This window comes from Streptomyces sp. NPDC016459 (assembly GCF_040632845.1).
Taxonomy (GTDB): domain Bacteria; phylum Actinomycetota; class Actinomycetes; order Streptomycetales; family Streptomycetaceae; genus Streptomyces.
On the sequence record NZ_JBEYCR010000002.1, the window covers coordinates 403,593 to 419,591 of the forward strand.

Annotated in this window: 16 protein-coding genes and 3 pseudogenes; 9 read left to right on the top strand and 10 right to left on the bottom strand. The window is 71.5% G+C overall.

Annotated features, from left to right (window positions below; genetic code table 11):
• Positions 1-6: 6 nt before the first annotated feature.
• Genes ABZ567_RS07510 through ABZ567_RS07520 form a run of 3 tightly spaced genes read right to left on the bottom strand, consistent with a single transcriptional unit; the run spans position 7 to position 1,347 of the window.
• Complete coding sequence (locus ABZ567_RS07510) at positions 7-258, bottom strand: hypothetical protein (RefSeq protein ID WP_360785655.1); 252 nt, start codon at positions 256-258, stop codon at positions 7-9.
• Complete coding sequence (locus ABZ567_RS07515; protein ID WP_360785657.1) at positions 255-764, bottom strand: sigma factor-like helix-turn-helix DNA-binding protein; 510 nt, start codon at positions 762-764, stop codon at positions 255-257. Before ABZ567_RS07515 ends, ABZ567_RS07510 begins: the two co-directional genes overlap by 4 nt.
• Positions 765-795: 31 nt before the next feature.
• Positions 796-1,347 (bottom strand): MarR family transcriptional regulator, encoded by a 552-nt coding sequence (locus tag ABZ567_RS07520; RefSeq protein ID WP_360785659.1) that lies wholly within the window; start codon positions 1,345-1,347, stop codon positions 796-798.
• Between the two features lie 147 nt (positions 1,348-1,494).
• Here ABZ567_RS07520 and ilvA point away from each other — a divergent pair, with 147 nt between their 5' ends.
• The 3 genes from ilvA (at position 1,495) to ABZ567_RS07535 (ending at position 4,689) form a co-directional block, all read left to right on the top strand.
• Positions 1,495-2,724: a threonine ammonia-lyase gene (gene ilvA, locus ABZ567_RS07525; protein ID WP_360785661.1), complete on the top strand. Its 1,230-nt coding sequence runs from the start codon at positions 1,495-1,497 to the stop codon at positions 2,722-2,724.
• Positions 2,725-2,866: 142 nt separating this feature from the next.
• Positions 2,867-3,898: an ATP-binding cassette domain-containing protein gene (locus tag ABZ567_RS07530; RefSeq protein ID WP_360785663.1), complete on the top strand. Its 1,032-nt coding sequence runs from the start codon at positions 2,867-2,869 to the stop codon at positions 3,896-3,898.
• Positions 3,895-4,689, top strand: a complete 795-nt coding sequence (locus ABZ567_RS07535; RefSeq protein ID WP_360785665.1) for an ABC transporter permease — start codon at positions 3,895-3,897, stop codon at positions 4,687-4,689. Before ABZ567_RS07530 ends, ABZ567_RS07535 begins: the two co-directional genes overlap by 4 nt.
• Here ABZ567_RS07535 and ABZ567_RS07540 read toward each other — a convergent pair.
• From ABZ567_RS07540 to ABZ567_RS07560, 5 genes and pseudogenes are all read right to left on the bottom strand, one after another.
• A pseudogene (locus ABZ567_RS07540) lies at positions 4,690-4,935 on the bottom strand (ATP-binding protein); the annotation flags it as partial. It lies immediately after the preceding gene.
• A gap of 10 nt (positions 4,936-4,945) precedes the next feature.
• Positions 4,946-5,235, bottom strand: a pseudogene (locus ABZ567_RS07545) (response regulator); the annotation flags it as partial.
• A 36-nt stretch (positions 5,236-5,271) separates the two neighbouring features.
• On the bottom strand, positions 5,272-5,925 hold the full coding sequence (locus tag ABZ567_RS07550; protein ID WP_360785667.1) for a VanZ family protein: 654 nt from the start codon (positions 5,923-5,925) through the stop codon (positions 5,272-5,274).
• Between the two features lie 203 nt (positions 5,926-6,128).
• Complete coding sequence (gene greA, locus ABZ567_RS07555) at positions 6,129-6,626, bottom strand: transcription elongation factor GreA (protein ID WP_360785668.1); 498 nt, start codon at positions 6,624-6,626, stop codon at positions 6,129-6,131.
• Between the two features lie 190 nt (positions 6,627-6,816).
• On the bottom strand, positions 6,817-7,218 hold the full coding sequence (locus ABZ567_RS07560) for a DUF4307 domain-containing protein (RefSeq protein WP_360785670.1): 402 nt from the start codon (positions 7,216-7,218) through the stop codon (positions 6,817-6,819).
• Between the two features lie 98 nt (positions 7,219-7,316).
• Here ABZ567_RS07560 and mca point away from each other — a divergent pair, with 98 nt between their 5' ends.
• From mca to ABZ567_RS07580, 4 genes are all read left to right on the top strand, one after another.
• Positions 7,317-8,198, top strand: a complete 882-nt coding sequence (gene mca, locus ABZ567_RS07565; RefSeq protein WP_360785672.1) for a mycothiol conjugate amidase Mca — start codon at positions 7,317-7,319, stop codon at positions 8,196-8,198.
• Positions 8,191-8,442, top strand: a complete 252-nt coding sequence (locus ABZ567_RS07570; protein WP_360785673.1) for a hypothetical protein — start codon at positions 8,191-8,193, stop codon at positions 8,440-8,442. The genes mca and ABZ567_RS07570 overlap by 8 nt, the downstream gene beginning before the upstream one ends.
• Before the next feature lie 355 nt (positions 8,443-8,797).
• Entirely contained in the window at positions 8,798-9,184 is a 387-nt protein-coding gene (locus ABZ567_RS07575; protein WP_360785675.1) for a rodlin, read from the top strand.
• A gap of 143 nt (positions 9,185-9,327) precedes the next feature.
• Positions 9,328-11,394 (top strand): thioredoxin domain-containing protein, encoded by a 2,067-nt coding sequence (locus tag ABZ567_RS07580; RefSeq protein WP_360785677.1) that lies wholly within the window; start codon positions 9,328-9,330, stop codon positions 11,392-11,394.
• Positions 11,395-11,467: 73 nt separating this feature from the next.
• Here the strand turns inward: ABZ567_RS07580 and ABZ567_RS07585 are convergent, their stop codons facing one another.
• Positions 11,468-12,511 carry an LCP family protein gene (locus ABZ567_RS07585; protein ID WP_360785679.1) on the bottom strand — a complete coding sequence of 348 codons (1,044 nt, stop codon included), beginning with the start codon at positions 12,509-12,511 and terminating at the stop codon, positions 11,468-11,470.
• A gap of 151 nt (positions 12,512-12,662) precedes the next feature.
• Between ABZ567_RS07585 and ABZ567_RS07590 the strand changes: the two genes are divergently transcribed.
• Positions 12,663-12,866: a hypothetical protein gene (locus tag ABZ567_RS07590; protein WP_360785680.1), complete on the top strand. Its 204-nt coding sequence runs from the start codon at positions 12,663-12,665 to the stop codon at positions 12,864-12,866.
• 105 nt (positions 12,867-12,971) lie between these two features.
• On the opposite strand, the gene ABZ567_RS07595 is transcribed toward ABZ567_RS07590, so the two are convergent.
• Positions 12,972-14,396: an ATP-grasp domain-containing protein gene (locus ABZ567_RS07595; protein WP_360785682.1), complete on the bottom strand. Its 1,425-nt coding sequence runs from the start codon at positions 14,394-14,396 to the stop codon at positions 12,972-12,974.
• Between the two features lie 306 nt (positions 14,397-14,702).
• On the opposite strand from ABZ567_RS07595, the pseudogene ABZ567_RS07600 reads away from it, so the two are divergent.
• Positions 14,703-15,545: pseudogene (locus ABZ567_RS07600) on the top strand (glycosyl hydrolase); the annotation flags it as partial.
• Between the last annotated feature and the right edge of the window lie 454 nt (positions 15,546-15,999).

The following is a 15,999-nucleotide window of genomic DNA, read 5'->3' on the forward strand; positions in this document are numbered from 1 at the left end:
CCGTCCTCACCACCCTTCGAGCGGTGGTGTCGTCTCCGCCGGCGGGACCTCCCACGGCCGGGCCACCGACGCCCACGCCACGAACGCGAGCACGGCGACCGTGCCGAGGAACCAGAGCGCCCGGCGTATCCTCCGGGCCCGTCGCGCCCGCCGGGCCCCGCGCTCCGCGGCCCGCCGCGCGAGGTCGCCGGGGACCGGCGGGTGCGGGGTGTCGAGCAGTCGGCGGACCGCCGCCTCCCTGTCCTCGTACCGGCTCACGCGGCCGTCTCCCGGGACGGACCGTCCCGCCCGCAGGGCGCCCCCGGTGCGCCGTCCTTGCGGGACGCCGTCCTCAGCGCGGCCACGGATCGGGCGCAGAGGGCGCGGACCCGGGCCTCGGGCAGGCCGAGCAGGGACCCGACCTGCTCCTCGGCGATCCCCTCGTACAGCCGGAGGACGAGGACGAGCCGTTCCTGCGGGGGGAGGGCCGCGAGCACCCCGCCCCGGCCGCCGCGGTGCCGCCAGGCGGTGCGGGCGAAGCGGGCGGCGAGGTCGCGCCGGGTGAGGTCGTACGGATCCTCGTCGCGCAACCGGTCCCACACCGCGTACGTGTGCGCGAAGGCGTCGGTCAACAGGGCCTGGGCGTGCGGGTTGCGGGTCCTGGTCTCGGCGGTGAGGAGGGTCGCTGCGTGCAGCAGCCGACCCGCCGCCCCGGCTACGAACGCGTCGAACTCCCGGGCGCGGTGGGCGTGTTCGGCACCGGGTCCGCCTCGCTGCTCTCGCACGTCCTCATCTGAGGACAGCGCGGGTGCGGGGTCAAGAGGTCGGCGAGGACTCGCTCGGCCCCTCGGCCGTGGAGGCGGCCGCGGACTCGGCGCCCGGATGGCCCGCGTGGGCCGACTGCCGTGCGGACAGCGCGGTGTTGAAGCGGGTGAGCAGGGTGCAGAAGGACTCCCGCTCGGTCGGCGTCCAGCCCTCCGTGACCTCCACCATCAGCTGCCGGCGCGAGGAGCGGACCTCCTCCAGGCGGGCCAGGCCGCGCGCCGAGAGCTGGAGCACGACGGCCCGTCCGTCCTCCGGGTGCGAGGTGCGCTTCACCAGGCCGGTGTCGACGAGCGGGGCGACCTGCCGGGTGACGGTCGACGAGTCGATGCCCATGCCCGCGGCGAGCGCCTTGACGCCCATCGGGCCTTCCTGGTCGAGCCGGTTGAGCAGGAGGTACGCGGCCCGGTCCATCGAGTTCCGCAGCTGTCCCGTGCCGCCGAGGCGGGTCTGCTCGGCCCGGCGGGCGAAGACGGCCACCTGGTGCTGGAGGGCGTCGAGGAGACCGGGGTCGAGCTCAGTCGTCATGTCCTGAGATGTGGGCATGGCTGGGGTCTCTCTCGTGCGGGGGTGGTCGGTCGGTGGGGGACAGAGTACGCGGCCCCGGGGAGGTCCGTACCGGGGCTGCGCAAACCTGTTGCGCCCCTGCCCGCCGGGCGGCCACGAGGGCCGTGAGCTGCGAGACTTGATGTCATGAGCTTCCGTACGCCAGACCCCTTGCACCGGCTGATGCTCGACGATGTGAGGGGGGCGCGGAAGATGCTGTCCGGGGTGGCCCGGATGACGGCGATGGAGGGCAGTCGCCATCTGTCGTCGCTGGTGGGGGCGCCCGTGCACCTCAAGTGCGAGAACCTCCAGCGGACCGGTTCCTTCAAACTGCGTGGCGCGTACGTACGGATCGCGGGGCTGCGGCCCGAGGAGCGGGCCGCCGGGGTCGTCGCGGCCTCGGCGGGCAACCACGCGCAGGGTGTCGCGCTCGCCTCGAAGCTCCTCGGGGTCCATGCCACCGTGTTCATGCCGGTCGGCGCCCCGCTGCCGAAGGTGGCGGCGACCCGGGAGTACGGCGCGGACGTCCGGATGCACGGACATGTCGTGGACGAGACGCTCGCGGCTGCGGAGCGGTACGCGCGGGAGACCGGGGCCGTGTTCATCCACCCCTTCGACCATCCCGACATCATCGTGGGGCAGGGCACGGTGGGCCTGGAGATCCTGGAGCAGTGCCCCGAGGTCAGGACGATCCTCGTGGGCGTCGGCGGCGGTGGTCTCGCGGCCGGCATCGGGCTCGCGGTGAAGTCGGTGCGCCCGGACGTGAAGGTGATCGGCGTGCAGGCGGAGGGCGCGGCCGCCTACCCGCCGTCGCTGGAGGCGGGGCATCCCGTGGTCGTCGACTCGCCGGTGACGATGGCGGACGGGATCAGGGTGGGGCGGCCGGGCGACGTGCCGTTCACGTTGGTCCAGGAGTACGTCGACGAGGTCGTCACCGTCTCCGAGGACGCGCTGTCCTCGGCGCTGCTGCTCTGCCTGGAGCGGGCGAAGATGGTCGTCGAACCGGCGGGCGCCAGTCCGGTGGCTGCCCTGCTCAGCGACCCGAAGGCCTTCGCGGGACCGGTGGTGGCGGTGCTGTCCGGTGGGAACGTCGACCCGCTGCTGCTCCAGCGCATCCTGCGGCACGGCATGGCCGCGGGGGGCCGCTATCTGAGCCTGCGGCTGCGGGTCACGGACCGGCCTGGCGTCCTCGCGACGCTGCTCGCGGTCCTGACGGTGGCCGACGCGAACGTCCTGGACGTCAGCCACGTACGGACCGACCCGCGGCTCGGCCTGACGGAGGCGGAGGTCGAACTGCACCTGGAGACGAAGGGCCCGGAGCACTGCCGGGAGGTCGAGGACGCGCTGAGGGACGCGGGGTACACGGTCCTGGGCTGACCGGTGGGCCCGCGCGGCCGAGCCACGGGCGGCCGGCATCCGAGCAAGATCATGTGGCGCGGGTCACAAATTCGGTGGGCGGGGCGCCCCCGCTGATCCTAGGATCGGTCGGAAAACGCCTCCTCTCCCCTGGAGAACCCACATGCCAGGCGCGATCCATGCCGAAGGTCTGGTGAAGACCTTCGGTGACGTACGAGCTCTGGACGGCGTGGACCTCGACGTGCCCGAGGGCACCGTCCTGGGTCTGCTCGGCCCCAACGGCGCGGGGAAGACGACCGCCGTCCGCGTGCTGACCACTCTCCTCCAGCCGGACAGCGGCAGGGCCGTCGTCGCCGGCATCGACGTCCTCAAGCACCCCGACGAGGTGCGCCGCTCGATCGGTCTCTCCGGCCAGTTCGCGGCCGTGGACGAGTACCTCACCGGCCGGGAGAACCTCCAGATGGTCGGGCAGCTCTACCAGATGAGGGCGAAGGCCGCGAAGGCGCGGGCCGGTGAGCTCCTGGAGCGCTTCGGCCTCGCCGACGCCGCCGACCGCACGACGAAGACGTACTCCGGCGGTATGCGCCGCCGGCTCGACCTCGCGGCGGCCCTGGTCGTCTCCCCGCCGGTCATGTTCATGGACGAGCCGACCACCGGCCTCGACCCCCGCAACCGGCAGGCCCTGTGGGAGGTCATCAAGGAACTCGTCGCGGGCGGTACGACCCTGCTCCTCACCACCCAGTACCTGGAGGAGGCCGACCACCTCGCCCACGACATCTGCGTCGTCGACCGGGGCAAGGTCATCGCGCGGGGCACCTCCGACCAGCTCAAGGCCCAGACGGGCGGCGAGCGCGTCGAGGTCGTCGTCCACGAACCGGGGATGATCCCCGGCGCCCGTGACGTCCTCGCCCGCTACGGCGTCGCGGGCATCGGCCACGGCGAGGTGTCCGTCGAGGACCACACCCGCAAGCTCACCGTCCCCGTCGCCGGCGGCGCCAAGCTGCTCGCCGAGGTCATCCGGGACCTGGACGCCATCGGCGTCGAGATCGACGACATCGGCCTGCGCCGCCCCACCCTCGACGACGTCTTCATCTCCCTGACGGGCCACGTGGCCGAGCGGGAGGCCGAGGAGAACGGCGGACCGGCCGGACCGGGCGGCGGCGACCGCACGCACACGAAGGAGGTGGCCGAGTGAGCACCGTGAACGACTCCCTGGTCGTGGCCCGCAGGAACCTGATCCGCATGAGCAGGATTCCCGAGATGATCTTGTTCGGGGTGATCCAGCCCGTCATGTTCGTCGTGCTGTTCAGCTACGTCTTCGGCGGCTCGATGATGATCGGCGGCTCGACCAGCGCCTCGGAGTACCGCGAGTTCCTCATGGCCGGCATCTTCGCGCAGACCGTCACCTTCGCCACCGCGGGCGCGGGCGCCGGCATCGCCGACGACATGCACAAGGGCCTGATCGACCGCTTCCGTTCGCTGCCCATGGCGCGCGGCGCGGTCCTCACCGGCCGTACGCTCGCCGACCTCGTCCAGACCCTGCTCACGGTCGTCGTCCTCACGATCGTGGCCCTGCTCGTCGGATGGCGCATCCACGAGGGCATCCCGAAGGCGCTGGGGGCCTTCGCCCTCCTGCTCCTGCTCGGCTACGCCTTCTCCTGGATCGGCGCCCTGATCGGCCTGTCGGTCCGCACCCCGGAGGCGGCCACCTCGGGCGGGCTGATCTGGCTCTTCCCGGTCACGTTCATCTCGAACGCCTTCGTGCCCACCGAGAACATGGCGAGCTGGCTCCAGCCCATCGCGGAGTGGAACCCGTTCAGCGCCACCGTGCAGGCGTGCCGTGAGCTCTTCGGCAACCCGGGGGTCTCCACGTCCGACGCCTGGCCGATGCAGCACCCGGTGTGGGCGTCACTGCTCTGGTCGATCCTGATCATCGTCGTCTTCCGCACGCTCGCCGTCCGCAAGTACCGCCGCGCCGACGGCTAGCTAGGTCCCTTCCGGGGGACCCTCGCCGGGCAGTCGGACCGTGACCAGGAGGCCTCCGGCGGGGCGGGGGACGAGTTCGAGGGTCCCGTCGTGGGCGCGGACGATGCTGTGCACGAGGGCCAGGCCGAGGCCGGCGCCGGCGTGCTCGTCGCCGCGTACGCGCTCCGTTCCGCGCTGGAAGGGTTCGGTGAGGGTCGGCACCAGGTCCGGTGGGAGCGGCGGGCCCGTGTTCTCGACCCGCAGCACGCCCGGGGCAGTCGTCGGCGCCGAGCTCGAACCCCGACGCCTTGTCGTCGATCCGGTCGGCGGCGGTGAGCATGAGGATCGGGATGCCGCTGCCGGAGGCGACGATCCGGCGGGCGACCTCGTCCCCCGAGGGGCCCGGGATGTCGCGGTCGAGGACCGCGAGGTCGTAGGAGGGGACCCTGAGCAGTTCCAGGGCGGTGTCGCCGTCGCCCGCATGTCGGCGGCGATCGCCTCCAGGCGCAGACCGTCCCGGACGGCTTCGGCCAGGTAGGGCTCGTCCTCCACGATCAGTACGCGCATGCCCGAAGCCTGGACAGCGCGCCGGTGCCGGACACGTCAGCCGACCGGTGCCGGTACGGGGCGGGGCAGCTCCGACGGCCCTGCCGCCGGGGTGCGCCACCAGCGGCGCGACGCCAGGGCGGCCAGCGCGGCGCCGGTGGCGTTGACCAGGACGTCGTCCACGGACGACACCCGGTCGAGCCGCAGGACGTACTGCGCGGTCTCGACCAGGACCGAGCAGCCCGCCCCGAGCGCCAGGACCCGCGGCAGGGACGCCACCGCCGCGAACCGTATCGGGGCGAAGAACCCCAGCGCCGCGAGGACCAGCAGGTTGCCGCCGATCCCGAGCGGGCCCATCGTGGCCAGGTCCCGCAGTGGCACCAGGCTCACCCGGGCGGGGGCGACGCCGGCCCCGCCGCCCGGCATCATGGTCATCCACAGGAACGGCACCGTCCCGTGGACCATGCCCACCTCGGCCAGTGACAGCCGCCACGCCGAGGGGACGCCCGCGGCACGCCGACGGCGCGCCGGCACCCGCGCGACCAGCACCGCCAGGGGCAGCGTGACCAGCGTCATGAGCACCACGCCGTTGAACGTGTCGAGACATCCGTGCCACCGCGCGGCCAGGCACGTCGGAGCGGCCATCGTCAGCGGCCTGCGCACGACGAACAGCGCGCCCGCCACGCCGAGGACCGCCAGGCCGAGAAACACGACCCGGTGCGTGCGTCGGGACGGGGGCGGCAGGCAGGGAAGCGTCGTGGTTCATCCACCCATGGGATCCGGAGGGCCGTTGCCATGGCGTATGCGGTTTCCGATACGCCCGCGATACACGGGGACCAGGCCCGGCGCCGGACCGGGAGCACGACGAAGGACCGGACCCCCGGGGGTCCGGTCCTACAGGGAGATCAGGCGCCTCAGCCGGTGTACGGCTTGGCGCTGAGGATCTTCACCGCGGCCTTCTTGCCGTTCGGCAGCTCGTACTCGGCGTCGTCGCCGGCCTTCTTGCCGTTGACGCCGACGCCGAGGGGCGACTGCGGCGAGTACGTCTCGATGTCACCGCTCGCGTACTCGCGGGAGGCGAGCAGGAAGGTCATCGTGTCGTTCTCGTCGCCGTCGAAGGCGATCGTGACGACCATGCCGGGCTCGACGACACCGTCGTCCGCGGGGGCCTCGCCGACCTTGGCGTGCTCCAGGAGCTGGGTGAGCTGGCGGATCCGGAGCTCCTGCTTGCCCTGCTCCTCCTTGGCCGCGTGGTACCCGCCGTTCTCGCGCAGGTCGCCCTCTTCGCGCGCCGCGGCGATCTTGGCGGTGATCTCGGTACGCGCGGCGCCAGACAGGTACGCAAGCTCGTCCTGGAGCTTGTTGTACGCCTCCTGGGTGAGCCAGGTGACGTTGTCGCTGGTCTGGGTCACGGGTGCTCCTCGTAGGTACTGGGAATACAAAGCATCGCCCTACACGGGAAAGCAGCGCTGTCCCGGGTGGGCGAAACCACGAGCCTAACAATGAGTGGCGAAAAGCGGGAGGACTTCACCATCGGGGATGGTGTCTTCCCAGGTCACCGAGGCGACTCGCCGGGGCTCGACACCTCGTCCCTACCCACCGCTACCGGGCCGTACACCCCAGGAGCTCGGCGCTCGTCGCGGGGGCGGTCGTACGGAGCGAGAAGACGCTGTCGACCCGGCCGGCGGGATCGTCGATCCTGACGTCCTTGCGTGCCACCTCGGCGCCGTCCTCGGAACGGGAGCGCAGGGTGCAGACGCCCAGGACGCCCTCGTCCTTGCGGATCTCCAGATGCACCTGGACCTCGGTGGCGCTCACCACGTCGAACTTGATCATCTCGGCGCTGATCCTGCTGTCGACGACGTAGTACCAGCCGAACCAGCCCAGCATCCCGAGGAAGAGGACACCGAGCACCGCGCCCGTGATCTTGAGCTTGCGGTCCGCAGCCTGGTCCGCCGAGCGTCCGTAGCGCTCCTGGGGCAGCCGCTCTCGCGCCGCGCTCATGATCGATCCTCTCGAAGCCGGGGGTGGCGGAATTTTCCCTCCCCCGATTCCGTCACTATAGAGACCACGCTCCGCGTCGAATCACTGAGGATCGAGTCTTGACTGAGCAGCTGCGACTGATGGCCGTTCACGCCCACCCCGACGACGAGTCGAGCAAGGGTGCGGCGACGATGGCCAAGTACGTGTCCGAGGGGGTGGACGTCATGGTGGTGACGTGCACGGGCGGCGAGCGCGGCTCGGTCCTCAACCCCCGGCTTCAGGGTGACCCCTACATCGAGGCGAACATCCACGAGGTGCGCCGCAAGGAGATGGACGAGGCCCGCGAGATCCTCGGCGTCTCCCAGGAATGGCTGGGTTTCGTCGACTCGGGCCTCCCCGAGGGTGACCCGCTGCCCCCGCTCCCCGAGGGCTGCTTCGCCCTCGCGGACGTCGACACGGCGGCCGGTGAGCTGGTCCGGAAGATCCGCTCGTTCCGTCCGCAGGTGATCACGACCTACGACGAGAACGGCGGGTACCCGCACCCCGACCACATCATGACCCACAAGATCTCGATGGTGGCCTTCGACGGTGCGGCCGACGCCGAGAAGTACCCCGAGGCCGAGTTCGGCCCGGTCTGGCAGCCCCTGAAGCTCTACTACAACCAGGGCTTCAACCGCCCCCGCACCACCGCCCTGCACGAGGCGCTGCTTGCCCGCGGCCTGGAGTCCCCGTACGGCGAGTGGCTGGAGCGCTGGAAGGAGTTCGAGCGCACCGAGCGGACGCTGACGACCTTCGTGCCCTGCGCCGACTTCTTCGAGATCCGCGACAAGGCCCTGATCGCCCACCGCACCCAGATCGACCCCGACGGCGGCTGGTTCCGGGTGCCGATGGAGATCCAGAAGGAGGTCTGGCCGACGGAGGAGTACGAGCTCAGCAAGGCGCTGGTCCCGACCTCCCTCCCCGAGGAAGATCTCTTCGCGGGCATCCGCGACAATGCCTGACATGAGCGCACACCTGGCACTGACCCAGCTTGTCCCCTTCGCCGCCGAAGAGCTGGACAAGAACAAGGTGACCCCCGGCGTCCTCGGCTTCATCGTCTTCGCCGTCCTGGCCCTCGCGGTCTGGCAGCTGATGAAGTCGATGAACCGCCACATGGGCAAGATCTCCTTCGAGGAGGCCCCGGACCCGGCCGCCCAGGCCGCCCCCTCGGCCGCGAAGTCCGGCAGGGCGGCGGCAGGGGAGTAGCAGGTACGCCTCCGACCACTCAGGGCCCCGGGACCTCCCGGGGCCCTGAGTCGTACCCGCGCGGAGAACAGCCGCGGTACGCCGCCCCGCCGAGAGCTCCCGCTTTCGTGAACACCTGTTCTGGGCGAAGCGCGTCGTCGCGGGGGAGCGGAGCGGTCGCCCGGTGTCCCGCCCGGCCTCCGCGGGGATTCACGCCCCTGTCGAACGCGTGCCCTTCGAGATCACGTCCGATGGCGTTCATCTGCCGATTAGGGCATCAGGGTGATCAGCCGGAACCAATCCACTTTCCGGCAGTTGATCAGCGTGCTTCGGTAACGGAGCATTCCAGGGCCCTCCAGCTCAAGAAGGAAATCTCGTGATCAAGAAGGTTCTCGCCACCGCGGCAGTTGCGGCCTCCGTCGTCGGTATGTCCGCCGCCACGGCGTCTGCGGCGGCTGATGACGGCAACGGTGCCAACATCATCGGCAACAAGTCGCAGCAGACCATCGGCAGCACTTCCACCGGTGGCTACATGAGCCCGAACTTCGGCCTCATCAACGGTGGCGTCCTGCACTGCTTCGATGTCCAGGACATCACCGCGCAGGTCCCGATCGTCAACGTGGTTGCCGTCAACGTGGACGACGTTCTGAGCCCGAAGCAGAACATGACGTGCACCCAGAACTCGATCCAGCAGCAGCAGAACAACCCGCTGTCGGACCTCGTCGACCTCCTGGCCGACAACGGCAACACCGACGTCAGCTGACGTCAGCTTCGTCGCTGAGCGGCCCCGCCCCTTTCGCAGCTCCCCTGCGAAGGGCGGGGCCGCTCCGCCGTACCGGTGCCCCGACCGTTCGACGCCCCCGTGGCGCACGGACGGGGCTCAGCCGTGTGCGGGAGGATGGGGGCATGCCGAACCGACTGGCCCATGAGACGTCCCCGTACCTCCTCCAGCACGCCGACAACCCGGTCGACTGGTGGCCGTGGTCGCCCGAGGCGTTCGCCGAGGCGCGCCGTCGCGATGTGCCCGTGCTGCTCAGCGTCGGCTACAGCAGCTGCCACTGGTGCCATGTGATGGCGCACGAGTCCTTCGAGGACGACACCACCGCGGCCCACGTGAACGAGCGCTTCGTCGCCGTCAAGGTCGACCGCGAGGAGCGCCCCGACGTCGACGCCGTCTACATGGAGGCCGTGCAGGCGGCCACCGGGCAGGGCGGCTGGCCCATGACGGTCTTCCTCACCCCGGACGCCGAGCCGTTCTACTTCGGTACGTACTTCCCGCCCGAGCCCCGCCACGGCATGCCCTCCTTCCTCGACGTCCTCGACGGCGTCTCCCGCGCGTGGACCGAGCGCCGCGACGAGGTCGGCGAGGTCGCCGGCAACATCGTCAAGGACCTCTCGTCCCGCTCCCTGGCCTACGGCGGCGACGGCGTCCCCGGCGAGGCGGAACTGGCCCAGGCCCTGCTCGGCCTCACCCGGGACTACGACTCCCGCAGCGCCGGCTTCGGCGGCGCGCCCAAGTTCCCGCCGTCGATGGTGCTGGAGTTCCTGCTGCGCCACCACGCCCGTACGGGCGCGGAAGGTGCCCTGCAGATGGCGGCCGACACCTGCGCGGCGATGGCCCGCGGCGGCATCTACGACCAGCTCGGCGGCGGCTTCGCCCGCTACTCCGTGGACCGCGAATGGGTCGTGCCCCATTTCGAGAAGATGCTCTACGACAACGCCCTGCTCTGCCGGGTGTACGCGCACCTGTGGCGGGCCACCGGAGACGACCTGGCCCGGCGGGTCGCGCTGGAGACCGCCGACTTCATGGTCCGCGAACTGCGCACCGCGGAGGGCGGGTTCGCCTCGGCGCTGGACGCCGACAGCCCCGTCGAGGACGGAGGCGAACCCACCCGGGACGAAGGCGCCGACGGGGGCGAACGGCACGCCGAGGGTGCGTACTACGTGTGGACACCGGCGCAGCTGACCGAGGTGCTGGGCGAGGAGGACGCCCGTGACGCCGCCCGGTACTTCGGGGTGACCGAGGAGGGGACCTTCGAGGAGGGCGCCTCCGTCCTCCAGCTCCCGCGGGACGCGGGCCCGGTCGACGCCGACCGGCTCGCCTCGATCAAGGAACGGCTCCTCGCCGCCCGCGCGCGGCGGCCCCGCCCCGTCCGCGACGACAAGGTGGTCGCCGCCTGGAACGGACTCGCGATCGCCGCCCTCGCCGAGACCGGCGCCTTCTTCGACCGCCCCGACCTGGTCGAACGCGCCACCGAGGCCGCCGACCTGCTCGTTCGCGTCCACATGGGAGAGGGCGCGCGGCTCTCCCGGACCTCCAGGGACGGCCGGGTCGGGCCCAACGCCGGAGTGCTCGAGGACTACGCCGACGTCGCCGAGGGCTTCCTCGCGCTCGCCGGTGTCACCGGCGAGGGCGCCTGGCTGGAGTTCGCCGGCTTCCTCCTGGACATCGTGCTCGACCAGTTCGTCGCCGAGGGCGGGGCGCTGTACGACACGGCCCACGACGCGGAGACCCTGATCCGCCGGCCGCAGGACCCCACCGACAGCGCGACCCCGTCCGGCTGGACCGCCGCCGGGGGCGCGCTCCTCTCGTACGCGGCCCACACCGGCTCGGAGGCGCACCGGGCGGCCGCCGAGGGCGCCCTCGGCGTCGTCAAGGCCCTGGGGCCGCGCGCTCCCCGCTTCATCGGCTGGGGCCTGGCCACGGCGGAGGCCCTGCTCGACGGGCCCCGCGAGATCGCGGTGGCCGGCCCCTCCGGGGACGACCTGGCCCGCGCCCTGCACCGCACCGCCCTGCTCGCGCCCGCGCCCGGTGCGGTCGTCGCCTTCGGCACCCCGGACAGCGACGAGTTCCCGCTGCTCAGGGACCGCCCGCTGGTGAACGGAGGAGCGGCCGCCTACGTCTGCCGGCACTTCACCTGCGACGCGCCGACGACGGACCCGGCCGAGCTGGCCGGCAAGCTCAGCCGCTGACGGCGCCGGGGACCGGACGGGACCCGTCACCGCCCCACCCCGGACCGTCACCGCCCCACCCCGGACCGGCGGGTTACGCGCAGACGAGCGAAGCGCCGCCGGCCGGCCGGTACTCGGCCTGGGGGATCTCACTGGACGGAGTGGGGCGGGCCGGCGGCAGCGGCTCGTCCGCGCGCAGCCGCGCGAACACCTCCTCGGCGTGCGCCACGTTCCAGGCGACCGAGGACCCGGCGCCCTGGACGGTCTCGAAGCGGAGTACGGGCACGGTCGCGAACTCCATCCGGTCCGGGGTGAGGTTCCGCAGGCGCACGGCGAGGAGCATCAGGTCCAGGGTGGAGAGCCCGCGACGCTCCGCCACCGCCGGCCCGCGCAGGACCGAGGCGAACGTCATCAGCTTCACCGGGCTTCCCAGCAGGTCCGAGCGCACCTTTCGCAGGGTGTTGACGACGAACTGCTGCTGCTTGCGGATCCGCCCGAAGTCCATCTGTCCGTCGGCGCGCCGCGAGCGCACGTACTGGAGGGCCTCCCCGCCGCCGACGTTCGTGGTGCCCGGCGCGAGTTCGATACCGGTGACCGTGTCCTTCAGCGGCTCCTTGGCGCAGATCGGCACGCCGCCGTCGAGCCGGTACACGGCGTCCATGAACCGGCGGAAGTCGATCTCCAGATAGCGGTGCACGGGGAGCCGCGTCGTCCTCTCGACCATCTCCATCGCGTACGACGGCCCGCCCTCGGCCCAGGCGCTGTTGAGTTTCGCCGCATGGGCGTCGTGCGGCGCGCCCGTCCGCCGGTCCCGGTGGCCGGCCGGGAACCGGGTGAGCGAGTCGCGCGGCAGCCCCAGCACGCTGACCCGCCGGTGGTCGGCGGAGACGTGCACCAGCATCATCACGTCGGTGCAGCCGCACTCCTTGCCGCCGAGCCGGTACGCCTCCTTCTCCCGGGCGGTCACGCCCTTCCGGGTGTCGAGACCGACCACCAGGATGTTGAGCCCCCGGTCGGGGGACGGCAGGGTCGGGGAGGGCAGGGCGGGGGCGGCGGCGAGTGCCCCGGAACCGAGGGCGACGAGCGCCGCCGTGGCGAGCACGAGACGCCGCGGGCGCGTGAATTTCCTGACGGACACGGGCGTACACCACCAGAGCTCGGGAATATGGACCCGCACAGTAAATCGATATCTGTCGCACACAGGTTCGCGACGCGACACCGACCGATCGAATCACTCTCCTGCGGGGTCTGTGGAATGATGCGGGAACCACACCGGATGGGAGGGGAAGATGGCGCCCGATCCCGGCAAATGGGAGCGGATGGCCTTCATTCCGAAGAGCCGTTATGTGGTGGACCCACCACCCGCCGACCAAGGACCGTTCCCCCTCTACTCCTCGCTGGTACAGCGGTGGGCCCAGGCGGGCCGCACGGTGCCGGGAGTCCCCGATCACGAGTGGGAGCGGCTCATCAGGACGCCGATCTGGCCGCGCTGAGCCGGAATGCGCGGCGTCCGGCGTAATTCCGCCTGTCCGATGGAGTGAATACCGTCGGGAAAATGACGTGCGACAAGGCTGCGGCCGTCGGTTTCCCGGGCGCCCTCACGCCTGCCGGGCCCGGTCTTTCGTCCTGTCTCCCTCGCACGTTTCCTGAAAGGGGATACGCGCCGTCGGCGGGGACGGCAGCGCGGTCGCCGGACCGTTCGCGGGCCGAAGGCCTTCGGATCGGGCGGGTCGGCGGAGTGCGGTCAGTCCCTTGCGCAGGGCGTGGCGGAACCACGCCCAGGCCATGGCGAGGGCGGGCGCGGGGTCGTCGACGGCGAACCAGGCCGTCTCCACGCGCCGCGTCGTGTTCCCGGACTCCGCGGCCGGTTCCGCGACCGGTGTCGCGTCCGTCTCCGTACCGCCTTCGACGCCGTGGCCCGCACCGCTCCCGATGCCACGTTCGGCGTCGGGGCGGCGGCGCGGGGAGGTGAGCAGGGCCAGCGCCGCGTAGTTCTCCACCACGAACCGGCGGCCGTACGCGGGGGAGTGCGGCGGGACCCGGCGCCCGGTCAGGTCCAGATGCATCGCGCGGACGACGTCGAGTCCCTCGTGATCCGCGAAGAGGCGGAACTGGGCGCCGGGGCGCGGGTTGAAGTCGAGCAGGTGGTACGTGCCCGTCGACCGGTCGAGCCGGAAGTCGAGGTCGACCACGCCCCGGTGGCCGAGCGCGGTGAGCAGTTCGCGGGCGATGCGTTCGACGGCGGGATTCGGCGTCCATCGGCCGACCGCGGTGAGCCCGGCCCCGTGCGGCCACGAGCGTTCCTTGCGCCCGGTGGCGGCGGCGGAGCAGTGGCCGGTGGAGTCCGCGTACCCGTGGAAGAACCAGTCCAGGTTCCGCCCCGCCGGCAGCAGCCGCTGGAGCAGCAGCCGGCTGCCTGCCTGTGGGGTACGGGCGTACAGCGCGCGCACCTCGGCGAGTGACCGCACGATCGACGTACTGCGCAACCCGCTTCCGGCCGGGAGCAGCCAGGGGCGGCTCCACTTGGCGACGACCGGCAGCCCGAGCGACCACGCCATGGCGGCCGCCTCGTCGGCGCCGGTGGGGATCTCGGTACGGGGGTGGGGGAGGTCCAGGGCCCGGCAGGTCTCGGCGAGGGCCGCCTTGTCGGCCACCCGTACGAGCCGCTCGGGCGTCTGATCCGGCAGCAGGTACCTGCCCGTGAGCTCGGCGCGGTGCTCGGCCAGCGCGAGGGCGCTGACGTCGTCCATGGGGACCAGGAGCGCGGGCCCGGGGCCCGGGAGTCCGTCGGACAGCGTCAGCAGGAGGCGGGCGAGCTCGGCCGGGGAGGAGGCGTCGGGGCTCACGTGGACGTCGCGGACGTAGCGCGAGCGGGTGACGGGGCTGGTGAGCGATTCGATCACCGCGTGGACCGGAATGCCGGCCCGCCCGAGGGACCGGGCGGCGCCGAGCGTGCCGTGATGAAAGGGATTCCGGTCCAGCCGCACGAGGAGCGCGGGGACGCTGGTGTCAAAACTCGGCACGGCATGCCCTCGTCTCGGGTGCCCCAAGTGGGCGATGAAAGCCACCAATGGACTACGGATCAGATTGTCGGCGCGTTCACGGTCGGCTTATTAGGAATACTTTCTGAACATCGGATTGACGGCTCATCAAGTGGCGTGGGACGAGTAGGAGTAGTCATGGCCATCGGAAGACGGAAAGTATCGAGAACGCGGTTGGGGGTGTTCACCGCGGGGCTCCTCGCCTCGGGCTCGGTCGTGTTGTCCTCTCCTGCTCACGCCACCGAACCCCTAACGACCGGGGCCCCCGAACCGACTCCCTCCAGCGCGATGGGCGCGTTCCTGGAATCGGGACCCGTCGGGGTCAGCCGCATCGGCCAGCTGGAGCAGTGGCTCGGCGGCAGGGAGCTGCGGGTCGGGCACACGTACCTCCCCGGCGACCTCTGGTCGAACATCGAGGGCCCCCCGGGCTTCCTGGACGCCTGGGCGGACTGGCGCAACGAGCGGGCGGACCGGCTGTTCGTCCTCAACGTGCCGATGCTGGAGCGCAACGAGGCCGGGGTCTCCGACCGCGAGGTCCGCAGGCAGCTCGGGCTCGGCGCCGCGGGGTACTACGACCATCACTTCAAGGCGCTGGCCGAACGCCTGGTCGACCTGGAGGCGACGGACACCGTCATCGTCCTCGGGTGGGAGATGAACGGCACCACGTATACCCACCGGTGCGCACCGGATCCGACGGCGTGGAAGAAGTACTGGAACCGGATCGTCACCGCGATGCGTTCCGTCCCCGGTCAGGAGTTCCGCTTCGACTTCAACCCGAGCCGGGGCAGGGACGCCGTTCCGTGGACGGAATGCTATCCGGGTGACGACGTGGTCGACATCATCGGAATGGATTCGTACGACCAGCCGTCGGGGTCCACTTTCGATGGTCACGTCAACGAGCCGTACGGGCTGCGCAAGCAGGTGGAATTCGCGGCCGAGCACGGGAAGCAGATCTCGTACCCGGAATGGGGGCTCTTCCGGAACGGGGACAACGCCGAGTACATGCGGCGCATGATCGAATGGATGAAGCAGCACCAGCCGCTCTACCACACGATCACCGACTACTGCCCACACGGCGTCTGGCAGTGCGACGAAAATCCGAGGTCGTCGCAGGTGTTCCGTCAGATGCTGTACGGCGCCGAACCCGAGGTGCCGGAGGTGCCGGAGGTGCCGGAGGTTCCGGAGCTGCCCGAGGTGCCTACGGAGCCGGAGGTCCCGCCGAAGCCGGAGGTCCCGCCGAGGCCCGAGGTCCCGCCGAGGCCGGAAGTTCCGCCGAGGCCGGAGGTGCCGCCGAAGCCGGAAGTTCCGCCGAAGCCTGAGCCGAAGCCCGAGCCGAAGCCGGAAGTTCCGCCGAAGCCGGAGCCCAAGCCCGAGCCGAAGCCCGAGGTACCGCCGACGCCCAAGCCGGAGCCCAAGCCCGAGCCCAAGCCCGAGGTACCGCCGACGCCCAAGCCGGAACCCAAGCCCGAGCCCAAGCCCGAGGTACCGCCGACGCCCAAGCCCGAACCCAAGCCCGAACCCAAGCCCGAGCCCAAGCCCGAGGTACCGCCGACGCCCAAGCCCGAACCCAAGCCGGAACCCAAGC